The following is a 22,526-nucleotide window of genomic DNA, read 5'->3' on the forward strand; positions in this document are numbered from 1 at the left end:
ATAAAAAAAAATAAATTAAAATAGAATATATAAAATTAAAAATATATAGTCAAAGATACAAAATATAATTAAAAGTAAAAAAAATACAAATTTTTTATAAAGTGACATTTTGTAAAAGAAAAAATTTATAAAAAAAATAAATGAAGTGCCAAAAAAACGTTACTTTATAAAAATTAAAAAGTAAATAAAAAATTAAGAAAAACTTATATCATATTTCAGAACTCCCATAAAAACATACATCTTAAAAATATTTATACAAAAAGTCCATTTTTTAAAAATAATATAGTAACGGAAACAAAATAAATTACAAAGGAGTATGGAATGAAAAAAATCCTATCAAAAGCGAAAAAGCTTTTTTATCTAGCAATGTGCTCACCATTGTTTCTTTTTGGATCAGGTGGTGGACAAAATGTGCTGAAAACACTTGAGCAAAACGTAAATACTCAAGTAACCGAAGCAGGAAGTAGTCTTGCAAGTGTTCTCAATACGATTATACTCGTTATTGGAATTCTCTGGATAATTGTCCTCATGCTTACAGCACTTTTTAACGTGGAACAAATTAAACAGCACATAAGGTTTGTAATTATCGCATCAATAATCCTAGGAGTTTGCTACGGGCTAACCGCCGCAGCAATGTAGATAAAAGCGAGTATAAAATGGTTGTAACTGACTGCTATATGGATTTAACACGAAAAACAAAAATAATGGGGCTAACTACAACAAGCTTACTAATTATCTTTGTAATTGGATTTATCTCATGGTTTATCTTGATTTTGTATTCGTTGGCAGTCGTTGCAGTTTTATATTGCCTTTTTTTCATTTTGGAATTTTTCGATGAAGATATCTATGAGATCATCGGCTCAAATTTTAAAATTTCACAAAGAAAATTTTTTGCATAGGACTAAATAATGGCTCGTGGACTTATAGATGTTTTTAGGGATTGGAAACAAAACAAACAAGACAAGCAAGAGCTTGGAACTGAAACAAAAAAAGAAAAAGATAGCGATATCCGCTCAAAAATAAGTCAAATAAATAAAAAAGCTGACAGAATAATAATGCTGGGCGAACCTGAAATATACACAATGGCAAAAGAGAACAATATCGCATGCAAATACGGCGAGAATGCTATTGTTACCAAAGATGGCAACATAACAATTGCAGTGGAACTAAAGGGGACAAGCTACGCTGGAATTAGTCTTGACGCTGAAATGGATTATCTATTAAATCGAATTATGTTTTTTACTACACTAAGAGATAATGTAGAGACCAATTTAATCATTAAAAAAACTAAAATCAAGGCTAAAGACTATATCGAAAAAAATATAAATCAATATGCGAATGAAATAATTGAAAAATGGGAAAAAAATCAAGATATTTATTCAATCAAATATTTTATGCTTATATCGACTACGACGAAAAATATAACTGGATTTCTTGAAAGCTTTAAAACCAAAGTAACTAGCGAACAAGACGAAAAAAATAAAGAAAGCTCAAACTATAAACAAAAAATGGAGTTGTTAAATAACACACTCTTAAATATAAAAAACCATTTGGCAACGTATCAGCCACGCCAGATGAGTAGTGATGAGATAATTAATTTTTATGCGACGTACTCAAACGCACAGGAAACAAATTTAAGATACACAAACGAATTAATTACAGATAGCTATATTAGCTCTTATGTCGAATTTAAAAAAGATTATATCGAATTTTACAGGAATGATGGCACAACAAAATATGCAAGATTTGTCAGTGTAAAGGCATACGAAACAGAGCAAATAAAGTCAATCATTACGTCAAATTTGATTAAGAGTAATCATGAGTTTATGACGATGATTTACTTTAAGGCGTACGAAAAACGCAAAGCGATCAAAAAAATAAAAGATACTAGAGTTTTCTCAGTTGAACTAGTCCAACAAGAACTGGATCATTTGATGGAGTTAATCCAAGCAGATAGGGAAAACCTAGTTGAAACAAGCTTTTCTATATATTGCCTAGCCGACAACCTAACAGAACTGGATAATCGCACAAACGAACTAAAAAATATCCTTGAAAATCAAGGTTTAAATGTTGTTAGAGAGACTATTAACCAAAAGGCACTATATTTTAGCCTCTTCCCAAGTCGTGGAAATTTGAACGCAAGAAAGAAAACCCTAAACATAAGCAACCTAGCTACGATCGCAAATTTTGAAAACGAAGTAACTGGATTTAACCAAAATGATTGGGGCGACGAAGCAGTTACGACTTTTAAACACTTAAATGGCACACCATTTTTGTTTAACTTTCACTGCCAACCTGATGGAGATAGACCAGCTGGTCATACAATGATCATAGGTGGAACAGGAACTGGTAAAACAACAACAATTCAGTTCTTAATGACAAACCTCTTTAAATATCCTGTAAGTATTTTTGCAATGGACAAGCTAAGAGGTATGTATTGCTTCACAAATTACATGGACGGAGAATATCATGATAGCGAAAGCGATGGGTTTAAACTAAATCCATTCAGCCTAGCCGATACAGCAGAGAATAGAGAATTTTTAGCGTCATGGCTAAGCTCAATGGCAGAGCTAAAGCCTGAAGAGCATGATGCAACAAAAGATATTAGAGAAACAATAAATAGGCTTTTTGACAATAAGCAAGCGGATCAAATATTGTCGTTAAGCGATTTCATAGACTCACTGCCAGCTGATAATGAAGCAAGATTAAAAACTAGATTTGGAAATTATAAGGGCTCAATTTTTGATAACAAGGAAGATGCCCTAAATTTCACAAAACAGCTATCAGTACTAAACATGGATGGAATATTGCCAAACAAAAAGGTATCAGCCCTCACCGCAATGTATGTATTTCACAGACTGAAAAATCAGGCAAAAAATAGCGAAAATATACGTGGCTTTTTTTGTTTCATAGACGAGTTGAAGGACTATTTAAGAGATGAAGTAATGTCAGAGAAAATCCTTGAAGGTATTTTGGAGTGGAGAAAGATAGGCGGTGTTGGATGCTTTGGCTTTCAAAACATAAGCCTATTTAATGGGAATGAGCGTGGCTCATCATTTCTTGACAATATCGCAAATTTTCTTATCTTCCCAACAAACAACGAAGATACGCTAAATCAGCTAAGCGAGATAATAGGACTAACACCTACGGAAGCTAAATTCTTGAAAGACACTCAATCAAATGCTAGGCAGGTGCTTTTAAACATGAAGCTACGAAATGAGAGTGCAAAACTAAATGTCAATTTGTCAAGCCTAGGGAATTATTTGAGAGTATTCTCGTCAAGCTCAGACAGCGTAAATTTGATAAAAAAATTAAAAACTGAAAGCCCAATACATTGGCGTAAATACTATATAGAACACAAAGAACAAAGGAGCTAAAAATGAAACTAGCAGTAATTGTAACAACGGCTTTAATGATATTTCTAGGTGGATGTGCTGATAAGCCAAGCAAAATAGAAAAAGTAAGTCCTTGCGCTTGCTACGACATCATACAAGTAGGTTAATATGGCATACGAAGACAAAAAAGTAGACCCAAATTTTATTTTTAAGGCGGAGCGAAACATAAAAGCGTATATGTTTTATGTGATCATTGCTTTAACAATAGTCAGCATAAGTTTATCCGTTGCGATAGCACTACTAACACCTCTTAAAGAGACAAAGCCTGTATTGTTAAAATTTTCAGATGGTGACTCAAGGTTTGTGACAATAGACGATACCAGTTTAAATGTTAGAAACAATGAAGAACTTTTAAAAAGCATACTTGCAGGATATGTGAAAAATAGAGAGTTAATTAATCGCATAGATGATGCTGAGCGTTACAACGAAATACGTACGCAAAGTAGTAGACAAGTATGGGAAGCGTTCGAAAATTTGGTTAGCGATCCTAATTCAATTTACACTACAAAAAATTACTATAGAGATATAAAAATTCTAAACGTAGCGATTTTAAGCCAAAATGTAGCTACGATAGATTTTCAAGCAGAAATTACAAATCCAACTCGCACTGAAGTAAGCTATAAAAAATATAGAAGTGCAATAGAGTATGACTTCCGCAACCAAACTAGTAATTATGCGGACACAATGAAAAACCCAACAGGCTTTATAGTGAACAAATATCAAGTAACGCAGATAATAGATGAAAAGGATAAAAAATGAAAAATTTAACTAGATTATCTTTAATAGCATTATTTGTTTTAAATTTAAATGCAGAACAAGACCAAGGCTTAAGCGAAGAACAAATGAATGAAGTCCGTGCAATTATGCGACAGACACAAGAACTAGTTAATGAACAGCAAAAAAATGGCTCAATGGGCGAAGATATTTTTAATGACAAAAACAAGGATGTTAATAGCCAAGTTCAATCAAATTTTAAGGTAAAACCATTTGGTATGGGGCAGAACAATCATCCACAACTAGCAAAATTTAATAATTCTCAACCACAAATGGCACAAATGCCAGAGCAAGATGGAATGGGTGTGGAGCAATCACAAGATATAAGCAAAGAAGAGCTTGAGCTTATGCAAAATGCTATAAGAAATCAGGACTTAAAAGCACTACAAAACAAATTCCACACTAAAAATTATAGCGGATATGAAAATACACAAACAATAAAATACGTACCAAATAAGACGCATAAAATACGTACTCGCCAAGCAATGGCAACAACGCTTATATTTGATAATGATATAGATAATTTTGTATTGGGTGACCAAACAGGATTTAAAGTAGAGCAAATACCAAGCAAAGCAAATGCGATAGCGATAATCCCACAGCTTATAGGAATTGATACAAGTCTAACTATTTTTACAAGCGATGGAAAAATCCACACATTTTATTTATATTCGACAGATTACAAGAATACGAATGATCCAAGCTTTGTAATTCGCATACAAGACGATGAAGTACAAAAAGCAAAGCAAGCCAAAGCAAAAGATGAAAGCGATAAATATAAAATCATAAAAGATGGCATAGCAGAGCTAAAAGTGCTAAAGAGCGATATTTATACTGGCTATACGCAAAAAGCAAAAAAAGAAAATGAATGGCTTTTGTCAGCAGAAATTTTTAGCGACAAGAAATTTACATATTTTAAATATGCCAAAGATGAAATGCCACAAATTCCTACAATTTTTGCAGTTATCGACAAGCAGGACAGCCCAGTAGAAACAAGAGTGATAGGAGACTACATTATAGCCGAAACCATAAATCCAAAATTTACTATTAAAAGTGGCGATAGCTATGTGTGTGTAGAGAGAAAAGAAACGCAAGAAGAAAGAGATAGAAAAGAAATAAGAAAAAACCTAAATACAGATAAAGAAGCAATAAGACAGCACCAAAAAGAAAACAAAAAAACAATAAATGAAACTAAAGGAATTTAAAATGAAAAAGGGGAATAGACTATTTTTAAGCATAGTTACAATTAGCGTTATATCTGCCCCCCTTTTTGCCACCAATACAGCTACGGCTGAAATATTTGATGACGAAAATATAAGCAAAAAAGCAAAAGACGATAAGATCAGGAATCTGCAAAATCAAACAAATTTAAATCATCTATTCGAAAATTCAAAATTCCCAGTAGATGATTATATTTATAAAGCTGGCAAGAGAGAGCCAAATGAAGATCAGAATTTAACTGAGATTTTAAACAGACTCGAGAAGCTAGGCAACAAGCAACAAAATGCTCTAAATGCACAAAGAAATCAAAATTTGCAAGATCAGACGCCTGAGCAAGATATACAAGAGCAAGAGCAAATGGCACAGCGTGCAAGAGAACAACAAGCCAAGCTTCAAGCCAAACAGGAACAATTGCGACAAGAAATGGCAATAGACAACCAAAGAGCGTATAAAAAACGAATGCAGGAGCTAATGCGAGCGCAAATTTTAGCAAATCGCAATAATGAAGTAAAAAGCGTAAATCAAAACAGCTCAAAATATGGCGTTGATAGCTTTTCAAATCAAAAGCCTGTTGATATAAGCACAAATGAGCATAGGCTGTATCGCACAATTAGAGCTGGCAGACTAATCCCAGCCATATTAACTAGTGCAATAAGCTCGGATTTAAGCGGAATAGTTACGGCTCAAATAGAGCAAGATATATATGCCGCAATGGGGCGAGCCGTATTGATACCACGTGGAAGTAAAGCAATAGGATTTTATACCAACGACACCAAAATCGGAAACGAACGATTAGAAATTAGATGGCGAGAGATTATCACGCCACAAGGCATAAACATAATGCTAACAGATGCAATAGTGGCTGATAATATGGGTATGACAGGAGCAGTTGGAGCAGTCAATAACAAATATTGGGAAAGATACGGCATAGCATATTCAATCTCAACAATTACAAATGCTTTGCTTTTAGGCATAGCATCGAAAATTAATAGCGGAAACAATGCAAATAACACCTATGTAAATGAAATTTACTCTAATTCAAGAAGCGATGTAAGTAGTGTAGTTCAAGACATAATCCAACAACAAAGTCAAATTAAACCAACAATTGAAATTAAAAGCGGAAGCCGTATATTTTTAGTACCAACAAATCACATGTGGTTTGCAAAACCTAAAAATGGCGAAGTTTTAATGCAATATTTCAACGATTAAGGAGCAAGTGTGCAACTAGAAGATATTAAAGCGGAAATCAAAAACCAAAACGCTTATAACAAAATTTTGGAGCGTATAGCAAAACAGGTAAAGAAAACCGAGAAAGCTCAAGTGAATGCAGATAAAGAGAAACAAAAGCTTGAGATGTTGCTAGAAGAAAAAAGAAATTTAATGAACCAAGCACCAGACCAAAAGCAAAACGAGCAAGATGAGTGAAAGTATAATTTTAAAAAACATTCTTAATGTTTTAAAGCCATATCTAAATCTAAACGCAAATGAGCTAATTTTTAACCAGCCTTGCGAAATTAATATAGATTATGGCGACCACTGGGAAGTGGTAAAAGACGAAAAACTAGATGCTAAATTTTTAAATAGTTTTTTAGTCGAGCTGGCAACTAGAAGAAATCAACGTTTTGATGAAAGCCATTGTCACTTGTCTTGTGAATTGCCAAGTCCATTTTTGCGATATCGTGTCCAAGCACAGCACAAATCAAGCCTATTTAATAGCGAAATAGCAATCTGCATAAGGATACCAAGCAAAGAAATTTATCCGCTCGAAAGCTTTATCCTAAGTGAAAAATGCATAAATAACGGCTGGAGCTATGAAAAAATAAAAGACTTGATACACGAAAAAAAGAATGTGCTTTTAAGCGGTGGAACTGGAAGCGGAAAGACAAGTTTTTTAAACTCACTAATGGGAGAAATAGACCCAAGCGAGCGAGTAGTAACCATAGAAGATAGCCAAGAACTAAGAGTTGAAAACATAAATAAAACTCAACTTGCCGTCCCGAAAATAGCAACAGAAATTTATAGCTACCAAGTAGCGATCGACAATGCAATGCGTTTGCGACCTGATAGGCTTTTCTTAGGCGAGATAGATATCAGAAATACGTTTTCATTTTTAAGAGTAAATAATACAGGACACGCAGGCAACCTAAGCACACTACATGCGAACAACCCAAAAGATGCCATAAAAGCAATAAAAACAAACATTATATTAGGCGGTGGATTATCAAATGTAGACGAAAGTATGCTTGATAGCCTAATAATGACAGCAATTGACTATATCATTCAAATAGCAAGGGTAAAAAATAAAAGAGTAATTACAGATATCCTCAATTTGAAAGAGATAGATATTGCAAGGATGATCGCATGAAAAAAGTATCTAGTCATTTTATTTATTTTACCGAAGCCGATGCAAGAATTTTAACAAAAATGATGCAGGCAAGAAATGAAAGCAAATCTGCGATCGTTAGAAAATTAATTCATGTTGAAAAATATGCACAAACCCTAAAACAAATTGAGATTAATAATGAAATTTTGGCTGATTTTTTGAAAGAATTTAAGCATCTCGGAAAAAATTTAAACCAAATAGCATATCACCTAAATGCTCACATTATAAAAAAAGAAGAAGCTAAAAGCGACCTAGAAAAGACTATGTATGAGTTTTTTGACGCAATAGAAAGACTAAGTAATAAGATCGGTAAGCTAAAAATAAAAATAGACGTAGAACGAACAAAGCAACCTAATAACAAAGAGATAAAAGGATTGCAAGGTGAATAGCAAAGAATTTACAGCTAAAAAGTGGATATTAATATACATAACATCCATAATAATGGGGATAATTGCATATTTGGTAGTTGTAAAACTTATTTTTAACCCTGACATAGTAAATGTGCCAATTGTAGCATTTAAAATTTTACAAAATATTGGCACGCCAACGTTAAAAATGAAAGCCTATGTCGCGGTATTTGCACTAATAGCACCACTCTTAGTCGCTATAATTTGGTGGCTAATGCCATATCTAAGAGATAATGAAGATTATGGATCAGCAAGGTTTGCAACGCCAGCAGATTTTGAAAAGATGAAGATAAACTACAAAACAGGACTTGTGCTAGGATGTTTTGACATTGACAGCACAAGCCCAAAATTTATACGTGCAACGCAACCACTCTCAACATTAGTAGTAGCACCTCCTGGAAGCGGAAAAACGGCTGGTATGATTATCCCAAATTTATTAAGTGTGCCAAATTCTTGCGTAGTATTGGATATCAAAGGGGAGCTTTACGTAAAAACAGCAGGCTATCGTCAAAAATATTTTAACAATGAAATCCAGCTATTCTCCCCTTTTAGCTGGGATAATACATTATTTTTTAATCCGTTTGATCATAGCCTAGTTAAAGATTTGCAATATCTTCATATAAAAAAATTAGCCGAGCAGATCGCCTCCACAATATTTGTAGGCGAAAAAGGTAGAGAAAACGATCACTGGATAATATCGGCAAAAACAATGTTTGTATTTTTTGCAGAGTATTTTATGCAAAAAGACAAGCACGCAACACTGGCACAATTGGCACAAGCACCAAAGGCTGATTATTTCGACTATCTTGATGAGAAATTTGGCGAAGAAGCCATGAAAGAGCCTGATGAAGACGATCCAACGAAACCAAGAGAACGAGATTATGATGTAGATACTTTCAAAATTTGGCTCAAACAGACTAGTTTTGACGAAACTATAGATGAGAATACAAGAAATCAAGCTAGAGCCTACTCAAAATCTGCCGACAATGAGTTTGCATCGATAAAATCGACATACGATACTTTTATGAAAGTTTTTACAAACCCACAAGTTGCTAGTGCCACCAGCAAAATGAGCTTCACATTTGAAGACCTAAGAGAAAAAAGAATATCGATGTACGTAGTCGTTCAAACCGAAGATATGGACATCCTAGCACCACTTATAAGAATTTTTGTAGAAACGCTATTTAAAAAGCTTATGAGCGGAAAAGAATGTAGTGATTTAAATAAATTTATTTACGCATTTTTAGACGAATTAGTTAGATTTGGAAAAATGCCATTCTTGCTAGAAGCACCAGCACTATGTAGGAGCTATGGCTTATTGCCTGTATTTGTGACCCAAAGCTATGAGCAAATCAAAAAATATTATGGCGAAGATGATATGAATATCGTTAAAAATAACAGCGGTTATCAAGTAATTTTTGGCATGAACAGCGACAAAGACGCTGAAGACACAAGTAAGCTAATAGGCGATTACACCAACATAAAAATAAGTAAATCGCAAGGCAATATGGATCTTTTTAAAAGCAATATCTCAAAAAGCAAAGAAGCAAAGAAGCTGGTCACAGCACAAGACCTAAAAAATCAGGATAGTAGCGATATTTTGATACTTGTAAAAGGATTTTTTAAAATACCTATCAAGGCGAAAGTGCCATATTGGTTCAAAATAGAGCAATTTAAAGGGGCAGATAAAGTAGAAGTAGTATCGACCCAAGAAATTATAGAAACAGCAGAAACAACTAAGACAATTACAAATCAAGAACAAACACAAGTAAAAGATGAAAGAAAAGAGCAAAGAGATGAATTATTAAAATCATTAAGAATAAAAATAGATAAAGAGTAGAAATTTTTTAAAAAAATTTATAAATATTACCAATAATTTTAAAGCAATAGTATTTATAAGCTTTAAATATTTTTACTTTTTAATATTTTATTGTTATATATTTTATTATTTATAAAGTTTTTAATCTAAAATTTAATAAAAAACCTAAATTTTAGATTAGAGCCTAAAAACTCTAAAAATCTGTCCTAAGGAGTAGAAAATGACCTATGCAGAAAAGCTAAAGCAAGAAGAAGCATATAAAGAGTATGAGATGTATCTTGCAAAGCAATTCGAAGAGAGCCAAGACGGCGATTTTGAAATCAACGATGATGAAAGCAAGAAGTGGGATTACCTAAAAAAAGACCACCAAAGCCTCGAAATCATAGAAGAAGAAAATGAGCCTAACTCAAACCTATAGCCCAAAAGTTATAGGTTATTAACAGATGTAAAGGATAAAAAATGGCTGATTTTACAAAGTATATCAAGTCAGAACAACAAGAAAATGCCACTCAACAAGAGAGAAAAAGCTGGAATCAGATGGATAACGCTGAAAAGAAAGAGAGCTTTGATAAATACATGAAATATAAGCTCTTTGAAGCCCACAAGACAGCAAAAGCAGACTGGCAAAAAGATATGAGTAAAGAAGAAGTCGATAGGACAATTCCATACAACGCAAAGACTGGAGCCACATACTCAAGAGAGACTAGTATGCTATTGAGAGCCGAAATGGCTATAAAAGGTTATGACAAGCCTCAATTTGTGACAATGGAGCAAGGTAACGCAATGGGCGGAATACTAAAGCTAAAACACGATGAGAAAACAGGCGAAATCCTAACCACTAAAAATGGCTTACAAGCTAGAGTCGATGGTGTCAAAATGCTCTATATTGCAGACCACGAGATTAGACCAAAACTAGACAGAGATGGTAAAGAAATCATGGCTGTTGTTAAAGACAAAGACGGCAATATAAAGTATGACAAAGAGACAGGGGAAGCAATGACCTATGTTGTAAAGGAAAAAATCCCAATTAATCCACGCCTAGAAACAAAAACTCTATATCACGTAAGTCAGTTTGATGGACTAGACGAGAGCAAGATCAAAGAAAGAGATCTAACAGCAATCCAGCACTATAGAGAGCAAGCGAAAAATCAAGATTTTGAAGTAAAAATAGATTACAACAAGACCTTGGGAATAAGCGGAAATTTAGAGAAACAGCTAAACAACCTAACGCTAGCTCAAATTAAAGGTGTAGATTATTTTAATCCAGCTAAAAAGATCGACATGACCAAAGAAAAAGCTCAAACCAAAGAGCAAAACAAGGGCATGGAGAGATAAATAGGTCATAAACGAAACTTAGGACAAATAGGGAGCAAAGCTCCCTATTGTTTGTAAAAAGGGAAAAAGATGTTAAGCGATTTTATAAATTTTTTAGGGCTGAGCGACAAAAAGAACAATAGCAAAATTCAAACAAATGTGGGCAACCCTGCCACAAAAGAAAATACGGAAAATTTTATCATAGAAATGCAAAGCCCATACTTTGAAGAAGAAATCGCGACAGAAACAATTATAAAAAATAATAAAAAAATAGAAATTAAAAAAATAAAAACCAAAAAGCCATTAGATAATGGAAAAGCACTAATATCAATAAAAACATATATGAAAGAAATAACAAAGGCGTAAAATGGCACAGACAGAAGTAGCAAAAGACATATTAACCGATAGTAATTGGATTAATAAAGTACAAGCCGTTATGCAAGAAAACGTAATGAGCTTATTTGAAAAATTTTATAATGGATCGCATGATTTAGTATATTCAACTGCATCGGAAACTATAATAATTCTTATAGTGGTGTTTTGGCTATTGGGTAGAGTAAAAAATGGCTACCCAACAAGAGATGAGATCTTCGGAGCTATAAAATATTTAATATTGCTATGTTTTATATTTGCAACTCTTAGCTCCTTTAACGCCTATATGGGCGTTTTATATATCCTAACAATCCCAGAGAACGCAATAACTGCAATAGTCAGCTCAATTTTTGAAAATAAAGACTTTGGATCGATTGTGACAGAGTCAGCAAACAGGATCGATAATCTAAGAGAAATGATGTGGAGCTACGGAACAAAAGAGTATTTACAATCGCAAGAGTGGTCATTTTTAGGCATTAGCTTTAACGGCGTAATGGATTATTTATCGGCAGGTGTGATAACAGCAATTCGTATGATACCTTTTTGGATTTTTTATTTAGCATTTTTTATACTTTTGATAGGAATTACAATAGTGATTTTCTTTAGTAAATTTATGGCATTTTTAATACTTAGCACCTTGCCTTTAGTCATACCATTTTTAATAATGCCAAAATTCTTACCATATTTATGGAGCTGGTATAAGCTCTATTTATCATACGCAATTATTGCACCATTAGCATTTATAGCCCTAAATTTAGCAATGAACCCAATTTTAGAACTAGAGAAATACCAAGATTATATAGGCGAACTATTTACTAAACAATTCGAATACCTAATTACAGGATCGATAACCTGCATAACAGCATTGTTTTTATTAAGGAAAATTCCAAGTTGGATCAACGCAGTGCTTGGTACGCAGATGGAAAATGGAAGTGGCGGTGTAACTGGCGGAATAGTGGCTGGTGCAGTAGCAGGCAAAACCATATTAAGCGGATTAGCTAGAAAAGCTGGTGGCGGAAGTTTCATAGGCGGAGCAGTAAGTGGATTTGGATCAGCTACAGGAGTTGGAGTAGCAGGACAAATAGCTAGTGCAAGTATAGGAGCAGGTGCAAATTTGATAAAAGATATCGGCGCAGGCTCAAAAGCAATAGGTCAAGGCGTAGGAAAAGCATATGAAAAGTATAAAACATTTCGTGGCGGATATGTAGCCCCATAAAAAGGAGTAAAAACATGCAAAATACAATAATCATAATTGAAAGCCCAAACAAGGTCAATAAGATAGAGCAAATAACTGGAGCAAAAGTTTATGCTACAAAAGGGCATTTTAAAGAGCTTACAAATCAAATAGTAGTTGATTTTAAGAACTATGAGCCAATATTTGATTTCAAAGAAGATAGCAAAAGCCGAATAAATGCAATATTTAATGATTGCAAAGGGAAAGATGTCGTAATTGCGACAGACCCTGATAGAGAGGGATACGGAATAGGCTATATGGTTTATCAAACTATTAAAAATATAGCAAAAAGCGTTAAACGTGCAGAATTTCACGAGATCACAGAGAGTGGAATAAAAAAGGGGCTAGATAGTGCTGTGCCTTTTGCAAACTCAAATTTAAAAGAATTTGATAGCTTCAAGGCAAGAGCGGTAGGCGACAAGTTGGTGGGATTTATTATGTCGCCAACATACATCAATAAGCTAAATGACAAAAACAATAGCGTAGGCAGGGTGCAAACCCCAGCTCTTGCTCTAATTGTAAAGCGAGAATTGGAAATAAAAGAATTTCTAGAAAATAAGGCAAACGCAAAGATCGATTATAAAATAAAAGTAAAGCTTAAAACAAAAGACGGCATAGAATTTAATGCGGTAAATGACAATGTATTTACAGACAGAGATGAAGCAAACGCCAAAATATCTGAATTAGCTGGTAGCCTAGCAAAGGTATATAAAATTGATGTTAAGCAGGCACAACAAAAGCCTAAAGTACCTTTTAGAACCTCACAACTACAAGAGTACGCAAATAAAAGATTGGGCTTTAGCCCTGACAAGACGATGAGCCTTGCTCAAAAATTATTTGAAAAAGGCTTAATTACTTATCATAGAACCGATAGTAACAGCTTATCAAACGAATTTATAGATGAAGTAGGCGTTAAATTTGGCAATGAAGAATGGTATGAGAAAAAAGAATATAAAGCAGGAAGCCAAAGCCAAGCAGAAGCACATGAAGCAATACGTATCTCACACATACATGATTTTAACCAAATAGAAGAAATAGCAAAAAAAGAAAGCCTAACGGATGACGAAAAAAGCCTTTATGAGCTTATCTTTTTAAATTCGGTTCAAAGTCAAGCCAAAAATGCGATTAACGAAAATACTATATATGATATAGATATAAAGACGCTAAGCTTCAAGGCAAAAACGAGCAAATGTATCTATAAAGGATTTAAAAATGCTATCGTAGCCACAACTGAAGATGAAGACGACAAAGATAAAGAAATTCAAGAGATAACATTAAATCTAGCTCAAGGAGATGAGCTCCAAATATTAGAATTTAATCTACAGGAAGTAAAAAAGCAAGCGCCACAGCACTATAAAGAAAGTAATTTTATATCTCTTTTGGAAAAAGAAGGTATCGGTCGTCCAAGCACGTATGCAACATTTCTACCAACACTTATTAAAAGAGAGTACGTAAGCATCGAAACAAAAGGCAAAAATAGCAATATCATAGCAACGCCAAAGGGTATAAATTTTATTGAAACTATAAAAACAAACAACGATGAGTGGATCACACAAAGCGAATTTACGAAACAAATGGAAAGTGTGCTAGATGAAATTAGCAATGGAAAGGTTGACTATTTAGACTTTATAAGACCACTCCATGAGAAAATGGGCTTCAAAGAGCTAAACGATAGCATACAAAAGCCACCAAGCGAGAAACAACTCGAGTGGGCTAAAAATATAGCACATAGTTTAAATATGCAATTGCCAGACGGCATCGAAAAAGACTGGAAGATTTGCTCTAATTTTATTGATAAAAATAAAGACAAAGTCATAGTACCACCAAGCGAGAAACAAATAGAATTGGCTAAAAAGCTATCTAAAGACAAAGGAATGGCACTGCCAAAAGATTACGAAAAAAATCTACAAATTTGTAAAGATTTTATAAACAAAGCAATAAAGAAAAAATAATAAAACAATAAAAAGGAGAAAACATGCATACATATGTGTCAGTAATAGGAAATTTAACAAGGGATGTTGAGCTCAGATACACACCATCAGGGCTAGCCATAGGCAACACGGCTATCGCATCAACATACAAGTACACTATTAACAATGAGAAAAAAGAAGAAATCTGCTTTATAGATATCACTTTTATGGGTAAGACCGCAGAGATCGCAAATCAATATCTCAAAAAGGGGTCAAAAGTTTTCGTAGATGGTAGATTGAAATTCGACCAATGGACAGACAATAATGGACAAAATAGGAGCAAACATAGCATTGTCGTTGATAAAATGGTAATGCTTGATGGCAAAAAGCAGGAAATTAACGAAAAGGAAACGCCTAACGAGCGAGAAGAACAAACTGAAAAAACCGAGTATGTGCAAGGGGAATAAGCAGTAAAATGCAAAATTTAACCCAAAGCGAAAGAGCTCAAAGCTGGTTATCAGATAAAGATAAAAGAGCCAATATCTACTTCATGAGTGCAAAATATGACGTAGATGATGAGTTTTATACGAGTTTCGATGAGATAAGAGCCGAAATACAAGATTATAGAACACATTTTAAAGGCAAAGTAGTAGTATGCCCTTGCAACGACGGCAAGAAAAGCAACTTTTATAGATACTTTGCCTTAAATTTTAAATCCCTAGAGCTAAAAAAGCTAATTACAACGACGTACAATATTAAAGAGCCAAAATCAAAGGGGATGAAAATAGAGATCAGCGAGAGCGGAATAAATGAGACGATGTTGCAAGGGAACGGTGATTTTAGAAGCAAAGAAGTAAGACATATTATAGCAAGTGGCGATATAATAGTCACAAATCCACCTTTCTCCCTTTTTCGCGACTTAATAGAAATTGTAGAAAAACAAAACAAGAAATTTTTAATAGTTGGAGGAACCTACTCAATTACGTATAAAAAAATATTTGAGCTATACAAAAATGGTAAAATTTGGCTAGGCAATCATCAAGTAAATATTTTCACACGACCAGACGGCAGTAAGAAGCGTTTTAGCAACATATCATGGTTTACAAATTTAAAAAGCATAAAACACCAAAATGGTATAAGATTAACCCAAAAGTATAAGGGCAATGAAAATAAATACCCAGAGTACGATAATTACAAGATCATAGAAGTCAAAAATTGCAAGGACATACCAATTGACTATGACGGAGTAATTGGTATACCGCTAACATTTTTTTTAAGGCACAACCCAGCACAATTTAAAATTTTAGGCTGTGACTTTGAAATTAAAGACAAATACCCTGAGCTAGTTAAGCATACCTACAAAGAAAACAACACAAAATCAGCGGTTCTAAAAGGGCAAGAACTTTTTACAAGGATCATCATACAAAGAAAAGGTGGATTAAAGCCTAGAGCAAGAATATTAAATCAATTTTAGGTAGCAAAAGGACAAAAGTGCATGAAGAAGAAAAACAAGCTACAGCTTTTCAATACCCCAGCAAAGCGGTTTATGTGGGTTTTTGCATTTATAAATTTATTTGGGATCGGCATAAATACTATTTTATATCTTTTAAAAAAACCAAATAAAATAGAGACCCTACTCAATGCAGATGCCTTTTTTATAGCCCTCGCTATTATGTGCTATATAATTTTTAACGTAATGCTATATTTTATTATCAAGATAAATTTTATTATTTCAGAAAGAAAAGAGTAATTTTTTATAAAATACTATTGTTTTATTTATAAAAAAATATTCAATATATAATTTTTATTTTTTAGATATTTATTTAAAATACTATTTAATAATTTAATATTTTATTATTTATTAAGTTTAAAAGTATATAATCATTTAAAAATCTAAGGCAAAGGAATAAAAATGATTGTTTCTATATGTAATGAAAAAGGCGGAAGCGGTAAAAGCACCCTAGCTACTAATATAGCGATAAACCAAGGCATTGTAAAAGGCGAACCACTATTATTGGTCGATACAGACCCACAGAAGTCAATAGCCACATTTTTAAATATACGAAACGAAGAAAATCACCCAAAAGCATTTGACTTTGCATATAAATACGGCGAAGAACTAAAAGTATTCCTGCAGGACAACAAAACAAAAAGGGATATAGTAATCGATACAGGCGGACGAGATAGTCGAGAAATGAGAATAGCAATAGCACTAAGCGATATTGTTATAATTCCGACAATTCCAAGCCAGTTTGACGTAAGCGTCCTTGATAAAATGGTAAACATAATCAAGATGGCAAAGGAGCAAAACACTAATCTGCAAACATATATTGTAATCAATAGAGCGTCCACAAATCCATTTTTAGCCAAAAAAGTAGAAAGTCTCAAGAACTTTATAAAAGAAATTCAAGAAGACTATATAAAACTAGCAGAAACAATTATATTTGAAAGAGAGCGATATAAAATTGCGACCCAGCTAGGACTAAGTGTAGTTGAAATGAACGACGGCAACAAAACTGAACAAGAAATCAAAAATTTATGCAGTGAGATATTTTAAAAAATGAAGATAATAGTAGCATCGCCAAAAGCGATGTGTAAATTTAAAAAGGGGGAAGAAGAAAAGCATTTTTTTATATTTTACTTATAATTTTCACTGAAAAAATATTTTTATGTTATTTAAATTTTATATATTTTTTAATTATTTATTAGTTTATTTTTACTTATTTTATTATTTTTTAAGCAAATTTTCACTATAATAAACTAAATTCAATAAGAAAAGGATACAAAATGGAAAAAACAAGAGATGAGCTAATCAAGGTTGGAGCTTACATAGAATCTAAAAATGGTATAGAGTTCTATGTTAAAATCACTAAGGTAGAAGGCTCAAATGTAACCGTTAGTTGGAGAAATGATTACTACGAAGAAAACTCTCAGGTAATTCCTAAGTCTATCATTAAAGTAGATGGCGATGGCGAATTAAGTGTTCCAAATTGGACAATAAGAAGGTAGTCAGCGGATTGTTAAAATATAGCAAGAAGCAGATATAAAAATGAGACCAACTAACTTCAAACAAGAGACAATGGAACTCATAGGAGATCACAAAGTAGATGAGTATATGCTTAAATTCTCAAGAGATTGGTGTTGCTCTACTATTACCAGCTACAAGGGTAAAGGAGAAATCCCTTGGAATGAGATACAAGCAAGTATGCTTAACTATGACAAAGGATATGGCTCACAATACTGGAAGGGTTGGATAACCTTTAAGGACATCCCTGATTGGCTAGAACGTGAAGAATATGATGGTGCTGAGTGGTGGGCTTGGAGAAGTAAGCCTAGTTTATAAAAAGGCTTAGTATTAGTAGGCAAAGGGATAAAAATGGCGTTAGATACATTATCAACAAATTTCGTAGATTTTATAAATTATACGTTTTCAGCTTTTTCGATTATGCTTTTGACAACTGGAATGTTTTTATCATATCCATTTTTAAGAGGCGAAATCGAAGATGAAGAAAAAAATGAAAGAGAGGCAAAGGTATTTGCTGTCGGTCTTGGTATTAGTATTTTAATGACAATGATATGTCTTTTTGTGATGATTATAACGCCTATTTATGCGATGCTTAATGGCATAAATATAATTGAATTTATAAAAGTTGCATTTAGTATCCTTGGTTACGCAAAGGACAATGGGGATGAGACTGACATTTTTTTAATGCTAATTATCCTTCTCGTTAATTTTTCAGTCATCGCTTGGATAGGCGGTTTAATAACCAGATTTTGGGGGAATAAAATTTTTATAAAAAAAGATAAAGTAGAAGAAATATGATAAAAGAACAAAAGCTACTAAAATTTATCTGTAAAAAGGAGTAAAAGATGAGTAGAGAAGCTATAGGGTAGTAATAAATTTTATAAAATGTTACAATCAAATTAAAAAAAGGAAAAAGAGATGGATTTTAAAAGAACAAGCAATTCTACTGACAAATTAGATGAATTTATAGCTGGAGCAGATAGTCAAAAGGAACAATCTACAAAAAAAGGCAAGGTATCGGTTGGAACTAAATTTTCTAAAGAACTAGGCATAAAAATACGCAAGAAATATCCAACATACACGCTAGCAAAATTTATAGAATTAGCATTAACAACACCTATACCATATATAAAAGATGAAGTGCTTGTAACGATCTATGACCAAGCAAAATGGCACAATACGAGCATGAGCGAATTTGTAAGATTTAAAATGGGATTAATAGAAGCCCCACAGCCAAATGACGCAAAAGAGAAAGAGCATCAGCAAAACTATATAGTATTTGTAAGCGAAGCAAAAAAAGAAAAGATAAGACAAATCGCAGAAAGCCTAGAAATAAGTATTTTAACCTACTCAGACATTAAAATTCTAGCAACATACGAGCTAAAAGATATTTTCACATTTGATGAACTAATGCAATTTAAGGCGGAAGCGAACAACTTTGACCTAGATCTGGAAGAGTACATAGCCATGAGAATAAGAGGTTGATAAGCCAAGAAACAAAAAATGACTAAAAAAATTAAAAATAACCTTATAAAAATCCATAAAATTTTAGTAAGAATGTTTAAAAATAAAAATAACGATGGTGATAGTAAAAGGCAAAATTTACCTACCCCAAAAGCTGAGCAAATAAATTTTGACGTTCAAAAGCTAGAGCTAGATTATTAGGATAAGTAAGAGTGATCGTAGCTCTAAGCAAAATCAAGCATCCTCATTTAACATAAACCTAAAAGAGTAGCCGATAACGTTCTTTTTAGAGCCTTCAGCAATTTTCTTCTCGAGAACAATCTTTTTAAAGTAGTTTTCGTTTAACTCTTCTATGGCAGGATTTATTACACGGCGATCCAAATCTCTCGTTTCGTATTTTTCAGGAACGCTCATAAATCTTTCGAAATCAGGTCTATTAAAATTTACACACTTAAAGCCATCTTTGTCGGATCTGATATTTTGATATTGTAGTAAGAGGCGATAAAGAGACTTTGCAAATTTACTTCGAATTGAAATAAAATCGTGTAAATTTATTCTCATAAATTTTAGAGTACCAAATAAAATATCGAGAGCTTCTGTATTTAATTTAAATTTTAAAATTTGCGTATTTCTAAAGGCTTTAATAGAAATGAAAAAAACTCCAGCCGTCATAATTTCATCATTATTTGTAATCTCTAAACTTTTGTAGATTGCCGATCCGTTTTCGCCTAAAACCTTTTTACAAAACTCAAGCACCTCGTTATTAAAACGAGTTTTATTTAGACCTTCAGCAAAGAATTGTGATATCTTAGAATACGGCATTTCAATATAATTTCTGCTATCCGAATACCCCAATTGCTTTGCATACCAGCAAATAGTAAAGAAAATATCATAATCCCTAGATGTAAAATTTACTGGAAACAATATAGAATTCATTTTATTACGGAAAACGAGCGTTCCATTGCTTTCTATATGAGCGACTCTTGTGGTTTTAAGCACGAAATTACCTTTCTCAAAATAGAAAGACATTTCACACATTTTTTTTACCTCAAAGTTCAATTTTAGAATCTCGATAGTAAAATACGTTCAATTTATTACAGCTTAAAATTTATAAACAAGCACATCACACTTTTAAGTTCAGTAACAAACGATAACGAGTGAGTAGGATTTATAATTTGCCTAGAAATTTTCAAATTCCAGGCAAATTTAAGTCAAGCCTACCTTCTAACGACATGCAAAAACTGCATATGTTTGCGGTATTGCTCGATTACGTCGTTTATCAGCGTGGCCTCGCTCCAACCAAGCACGTCGTAGTCTTGACCGCCCTCTTTTAGATATACCTCGGCTCTGTAATAAAGATCGTCGCCCTCAAGCTCTCTAGTGTAGTCCGGGCTCTGGCTTTTGGTGAGATATACGCCGTATCTAAAGTCCATCTCGTCGCCAAGTCCGACGTTTAAATTTACGAAATTTTCAGCTTTTGTTACATTTACCTCAAGGCCGTTTTTGGCAAATTCCTCTTTTAGCTCGTTAAAGGCTTTTAGCACGACTTCGTTTAGAAATTTACTGCCGTCTTTTTTGCTAGGTAGCGTGATGATCGCGCTTAGTCGCTCTTGCCAAGGCTTTGAAAGATCGCTAAGAGGCATATTATTAAAGTTATTTGTCTCTTTTTTGGTCACATCGACGCGCAAGGCTTTAAATAGCCCAAAAATCGCACCCAAAAGCACCACCGAAAATGGCATTGCCGTGGTGATCGTGAGAGCTTGAAGCGAGCCAAGACCGCCGGCTAGCATCAAAAATGCCGCCACGACGCCCACCGTAACGCCCCAAAAGACCTTTTGCCAAACTGGTGTATCGTCCTTGCCGTTTGAGCAAAGCATGTTCATAACGATCGCCGCAGAGTCGGCAGAAGTGATGAAAAATATGACAATCATAAAGACTGCGATGGTGCTTAGCACGCCTGAGAAGCTAAATTTCTCCAAAAACATAAAAAGTGCTGAGGCTGAGTCAGAATTTACCGTGGTCGCTAGCTCGCTAAAGCCACTTTGCACAAGCGCGATCGCTGAGTTGCCAAAAAAGCTCATCCAAGCAAAGGTAAAGCCAGTTGGCACGAGAAGCACGCCGATCACAAATTCTCTTATCGTCCTACCTTTTGAAATTTTAGCGATAAATAGCCCCACAAACGGCGACCAAGATAGCCACCAAGCCCAGTATAGCAGCGTCCAGCCACCAAGCCAGCTCTCGTTTTGCCTCTCGTAGGCGTAGAGATTAAAGGTATTTGAAATGAGCGTAGAGACGTAGTCGCCGCTGTTTTGCACAAACGACTTTAAAAGCTGCGTCGTATCGCCCAAAAATAGTATCAAAAACATAAAACATATAGCTAGCGCAATATTTGCGTTTGATAAGATTTTGATGCCCTTATCCACGCCGCTAGCCGCTGAGATGGTAGCTGCAAAACAAAGCACTATTAGAAGCGTGATATGCATAGTCGGCAGGCCAAAAACGTGCGTAAGACCGGCATTTACCTGAAGTACGCCGTATCCTAGCGAGGTCGCCACACCAAAAAGGGTCGCTACGACGGCAAATGTATCGATGGCGCTACCTATCTTGCCATAAATTTTATCGCCGATGATCGGATAAAATGCCGATCTAAGCGTGAGTGGCAAGCCGTGTCTATACGAGAAAAAGGCTAGAATTAGCGCCACGATAGCATAGACCGACCATGCGCCCATGCCCCAGTGAAAAAATGTGATATTCATCGCAAGCTTTTGCGCTGCGATAGTTTGCGCGTCGCCGAGCGGCGGGTTTAGATAGTGCATGAGCGGCTCGGCCACACCAAAAAACACTAGACCTATGCCCATGCCAGCGGCAAAAAGCATAGAAAACCACGAGATATTTTTGTGCTCTGGCTTTACGTGATCAGCTCCTAGTTTGATCTCGCCAAGCTTACTAAAGCCAAGAATGATGACGCTTAGCAGTATGACGGCGACGGCTAGGATGTAAAACCAGCCAAATTTCGCTGCGATGTAGTTTTGCATACCTTTAAAAAACTCATTTGAGAAATTTGGAAATATCGCAGCAAATGCCGTTATTAAAACTATGACAACAAGCGATGGTATAAACACCGAATTGTTAAATTTTGATCTTTGAAATTTAAACATTTTTCTCCTTTTTGTAAATTTCAGCTTCCTTTCAAACTAACAAAAAAGAG

27 protein-coding genes are annotated in these 22,526 nt (G+C 34.2%); 25 read left to right on the forward strand and 2 right to left on the reverse strand.

The window, feature by feature from the left end:
• Positions 1-321 precede the first annotated feature (321 nt).
• The 25 genes from F3H00_RS00005 (at position 322) to F3H00_RS10245 (ending at position 19,519) form a co-directional block, all read left to right on the forward strand.
• The gene (locus F3H00_RS00005; RefSeq protein WP_103617579.1) at positions 322-639 is read left to right on the forward strand and encodes a hypothetical protein; all 318 of its coding nucleotides are present in this window, start codon (positions 322-324) and stop codon (positions 637-639) included.
• 17 nt (positions 640-656) lie between these two features.
• Complete coding sequence (locus F3H00_RS00010; RefSeq protein ID WP_103587016.1) at positions 657-899, forward strand: hypothetical protein; 243 nt, start codon at positions 657-659, stop codon at positions 897-899.
• 9 nt (positions 900-908) lie between these two features.
• Complete coding sequence (locus F3H00_RS00015) at positions 909-3,377, forward strand: VirB4 family type IV secretion/conjugal transfer ATPase (protein WP_149703639.1); 2,469 nt, start codon at positions 909-911, stop codon at positions 3,375-3,377.
• Positions 3,378-3,379: 2 nt separating this feature from the next.
• On the forward strand, positions 3,380-3,502 hold the full coding sequence (locus F3H00_RS10665) for a hypothetical protein (RefSeq protein WP_258030324.1): 123 nt from the start codon (positions 3,380-3,382) through the stop codon (positions 3,500-3,502).
• A gap of 1 nt (position 3,503) precedes the next feature.
• The gene (locus F3H00_RS00020) at positions 3,504-4,154 is read left to right on the forward strand and encodes a VirB8 family type IV secretion system protein (RefSeq protein WP_021091981.1); all 651 of its coding nucleotides are present in this window, start codon (positions 3,504-3,506) and stop codon (positions 4,152-4,154) included.
• Positions 4,151-5,374: a TrbG/VirB9 family P-type conjugative transfer protein gene (locus F3H00_RS00025; RefSeq protein WP_103574916.1), complete on the forward strand. Its 1,224-nt coding sequence runs from the start codon at positions 4,151-4,153 to the stop codon at positions 5,372-5,374. The genes F3H00_RS00020 and F3H00_RS00025 overlap by 4 nt, the downstream gene beginning before the upstream one ends.
• Before the next feature lies 1 nt (position 5,375).
• A complete protein-coding gene (locus F3H00_RS00030; RefSeq protein ID WP_103574917.1) occupies positions 5,376-6,599 on the forward strand; it encodes a DNA type IV secretion system protein ComB10 in 1,224 nt (407 codons plus the stop codon).
• 9 nt (positions 6,600-6,608) lie between these two features.
• Positions 6,609-6,815: a hypothetical protein gene (locus F3H00_RS00035; RefSeq protein WP_149703640.1), complete on the forward strand. Its 207-nt coding sequence runs from the start codon at positions 6,609-6,611 to the stop codon at positions 6,813-6,815.
• The gene (locus F3H00_RS00040; protein WP_103587021.1) at positions 6,808-7,755 is read left to right on the forward strand and encodes an ATPase, T2SS/T4P/T4SS family; all 948 of its coding nucleotides are present in this window, start codon (positions 6,808-6,810) and stop codon (positions 7,753-7,755) included. The genes F3H00_RS00035 and F3H00_RS00040 overlap by 8 nt, the downstream gene beginning before the upstream one ends.
• Positions 7,752-8,162 carry a hypothetical protein gene (locus F3H00_RS00045; RefSeq protein ID WP_021091980.1) on the forward strand — a complete coding sequence of 137 codons (411 nt, stop codon included), beginning with the start codon at positions 7,752-7,754 and terminating at the stop codon, positions 8,160-8,162. Before F3H00_RS00040 ends, F3H00_RS00045 begins: the two co-directional genes overlap by 4 nt.
• A gap of 52 nt (positions 8,163-8,214) precedes the next feature.
• Positions 8,215-10,020, forward strand: coding sequence for a type IV secretory system conjugative DNA transfer family protein (locus tag F3H00_RS00050; RefSeq protein WP_149703663.1), 1,806 nt, complete (start codon positions 8,215-8,217; stop codon positions 10,018-10,020).
• A gap of 199 nt (positions 10,021-10,219) precedes the next feature.
• Positions 10,220-10,417, forward strand: a complete 198-nt coding sequence (locus F3H00_RS00055) for a hypothetical protein (RefSeq protein WP_149703641.1) — start codon at positions 10,220-10,222, stop codon at positions 10,415-10,417.
• Positions 10,418-10,458: 41 nt separating this feature from the next.
• Positions 10,459-11,334 carry an ArdC-like ssDNA-binding domain-containing protein gene (locus tag F3H00_RS00060; protein ID WP_103620028.1) on the forward strand — a complete coding sequence of 292 codons (876 nt, stop codon included), beginning with the start codon at positions 10,459-10,461 and terminating at the stop codon, positions 11,332-11,334.
• Between the two features lie 69 nt (positions 11,335-11,403).
• Complete coding sequence (locus F3H00_RS00065; protein ID WP_103576016.1) at positions 11,404-11,679, forward strand: hypothetical protein; 276 nt, start codon at positions 11,404-11,406, stop codon at positions 11,677-11,679.
• 1 nt (position 11,680) lies between these two features.
• Positions 11,681-12,901: a type IV secretion system protein gene (locus tag F3H00_RS00070; protein ID WP_149703642.1), complete on the forward strand. Its 1,221-nt coding sequence runs from the start codon at positions 11,681-11,683 to the stop codon at positions 12,899-12,901.
• A gap of 14 nt (positions 12,902-12,915) precedes the next feature.
• Positions 12,916-14,871: a type IA DNA topoisomerase gene (locus F3H00_RS00075; RefSeq protein ID WP_149703643.1), complete on the forward strand. Its 1,956-nt coding sequence runs from the start codon at positions 12,916-12,918 to the stop codon at positions 14,869-14,871.
• Between the two features lie 23 nt (positions 14,872-14,894).
• Positions 14,895-15,296: a single-stranded DNA-binding protein gene (gene ssb, locus F3H00_RS00080; RefSeq protein WP_148815809.1), complete on the forward strand. Its 402-nt coding sequence runs from the start codon at positions 14,895-14,897 to the stop codon at positions 15,294-15,296.
• Positions 15,297-15,304: 8 nt separating this feature from the next.
• The gene (locus F3H00_RS00085) at positions 15,305-16,303 is read left to right on the forward strand and encodes an adenine-specific methyltransferase EcoRI family protein (RefSeq protein WP_107831746.1); all 999 of its coding nucleotides are present in this window, start codon (positions 15,305-15,307) and stop codon (positions 16,301-16,303) included.
• Positions 16,304-16,320: 17 nt separating this feature from the next.
• Positions 16,321-16,452, forward strand: coding sequence for a hypothetical protein (locus tag F3H00_RS10670; protein ID WP_258030323.1), 132 nt, complete (start codon positions 16,321-16,323; stop codon positions 16,450-16,452).
• Positions 16,453-16,741: 289 nt separating this feature from the next.
• Positions 16,742-17,386 (forward strand): AAA family ATPase, encoded by a 645-nt coding sequence (locus F3H00_RS00095; protein ID WP_021092016.1) that lies wholly within the window; start codon positions 16,742-16,744, stop codon positions 17,384-17,386.
• A 230-nt stretch (positions 17,387-17,616) separates the two neighbouring features.
• Complete coding sequence (locus tag F3H00_RS00100) at positions 17,617-17,838, forward strand: hypothetical protein (protein ID WP_103620035.1); 222 nt, start codon at positions 17,617-17,619, stop codon at positions 17,836-17,838.
• A 40-nt stretch (positions 17,839-17,878) separates the two neighbouring features.
• Positions 17,879-18,172, forward strand: a complete 294-nt coding sequence (locus F3H00_RS00105; protein ID WP_103576081.1) for a hypothetical protein — start codon at positions 17,879-17,881, stop codon at positions 18,170-18,172.
• Positions 18,173-18,205: 33 nt separating this feature from the next.
• Positions 18,206-18,652 carry a hypothetical protein gene (locus tag F3H00_RS00110; protein WP_107770683.1) on the forward strand — a complete coding sequence of 149 codons (447 nt, stop codon included), beginning with the start codon at positions 18,206-18,208 and terminating at the stop codon, positions 18,650-18,652.
• A 120-nt stretch (positions 18,653-18,772) separates the two neighbouring features.
• A complete protein-coding gene (locus F3H00_RS00115; RefSeq protein ID WP_103576079.1) occupies positions 18,773-19,339 on the forward strand; it encodes a hypothetical protein in 567 nt (188 codons plus the stop codon).
• 18 nt (positions 19,340-19,357) lie between these two features.
• Positions 19,358-19,519 (forward strand): hypothetical protein, encoded by a 162-nt coding sequence (locus F3H00_RS10245; protein WP_159070840.1) that lies wholly within the window; start codon positions 19,358-19,360, stop codon positions 19,517-19,519.
• Positions 19,520-19,552: 33 nt separating this feature from the next.
• On the opposite strand, the gene F3H00_RS00120 is transcribed toward F3H00_RS10245, so the two are convergent.
• Together F3H00_RS00120 and F3H00_RS00125 are read right to left on the reverse strand one after the other, a co-directional pair.
• The gene (locus F3H00_RS00120; RefSeq protein WP_223154259.1) at positions 19,553-20,317 is read right to left on the reverse strand and encodes a replication initiation protein; all 765 of its coding nucleotides are present in this window, start codon (positions 20,315-20,317) and stop codon (positions 19,553-19,555) included.
• A gap of 218 nt (positions 20,318-20,535) precedes the next feature.
• A complete protein-coding gene (locus tag F3H00_RS00125; RefSeq protein ID WP_148798931.1) occupies positions 20,536-22,476 on the reverse strand; it encodes a BCCT family transporter in 1,941 nt (646 codons plus the stop codon).
• Positions 22,477-22,526 lie beyond the last annotated feature (50 nt).

It is taken from the genome of Campylobacter concisus, from assembly GCF_902460845.1.
In the GTDB taxonomy this organism is placed as follows: Bacteria; Campylobacterota; Campylobacteria; order Campylobacterales; family Campylobacteraceae; genus Campylobacter_A; species Campylobacter_A concisus_X.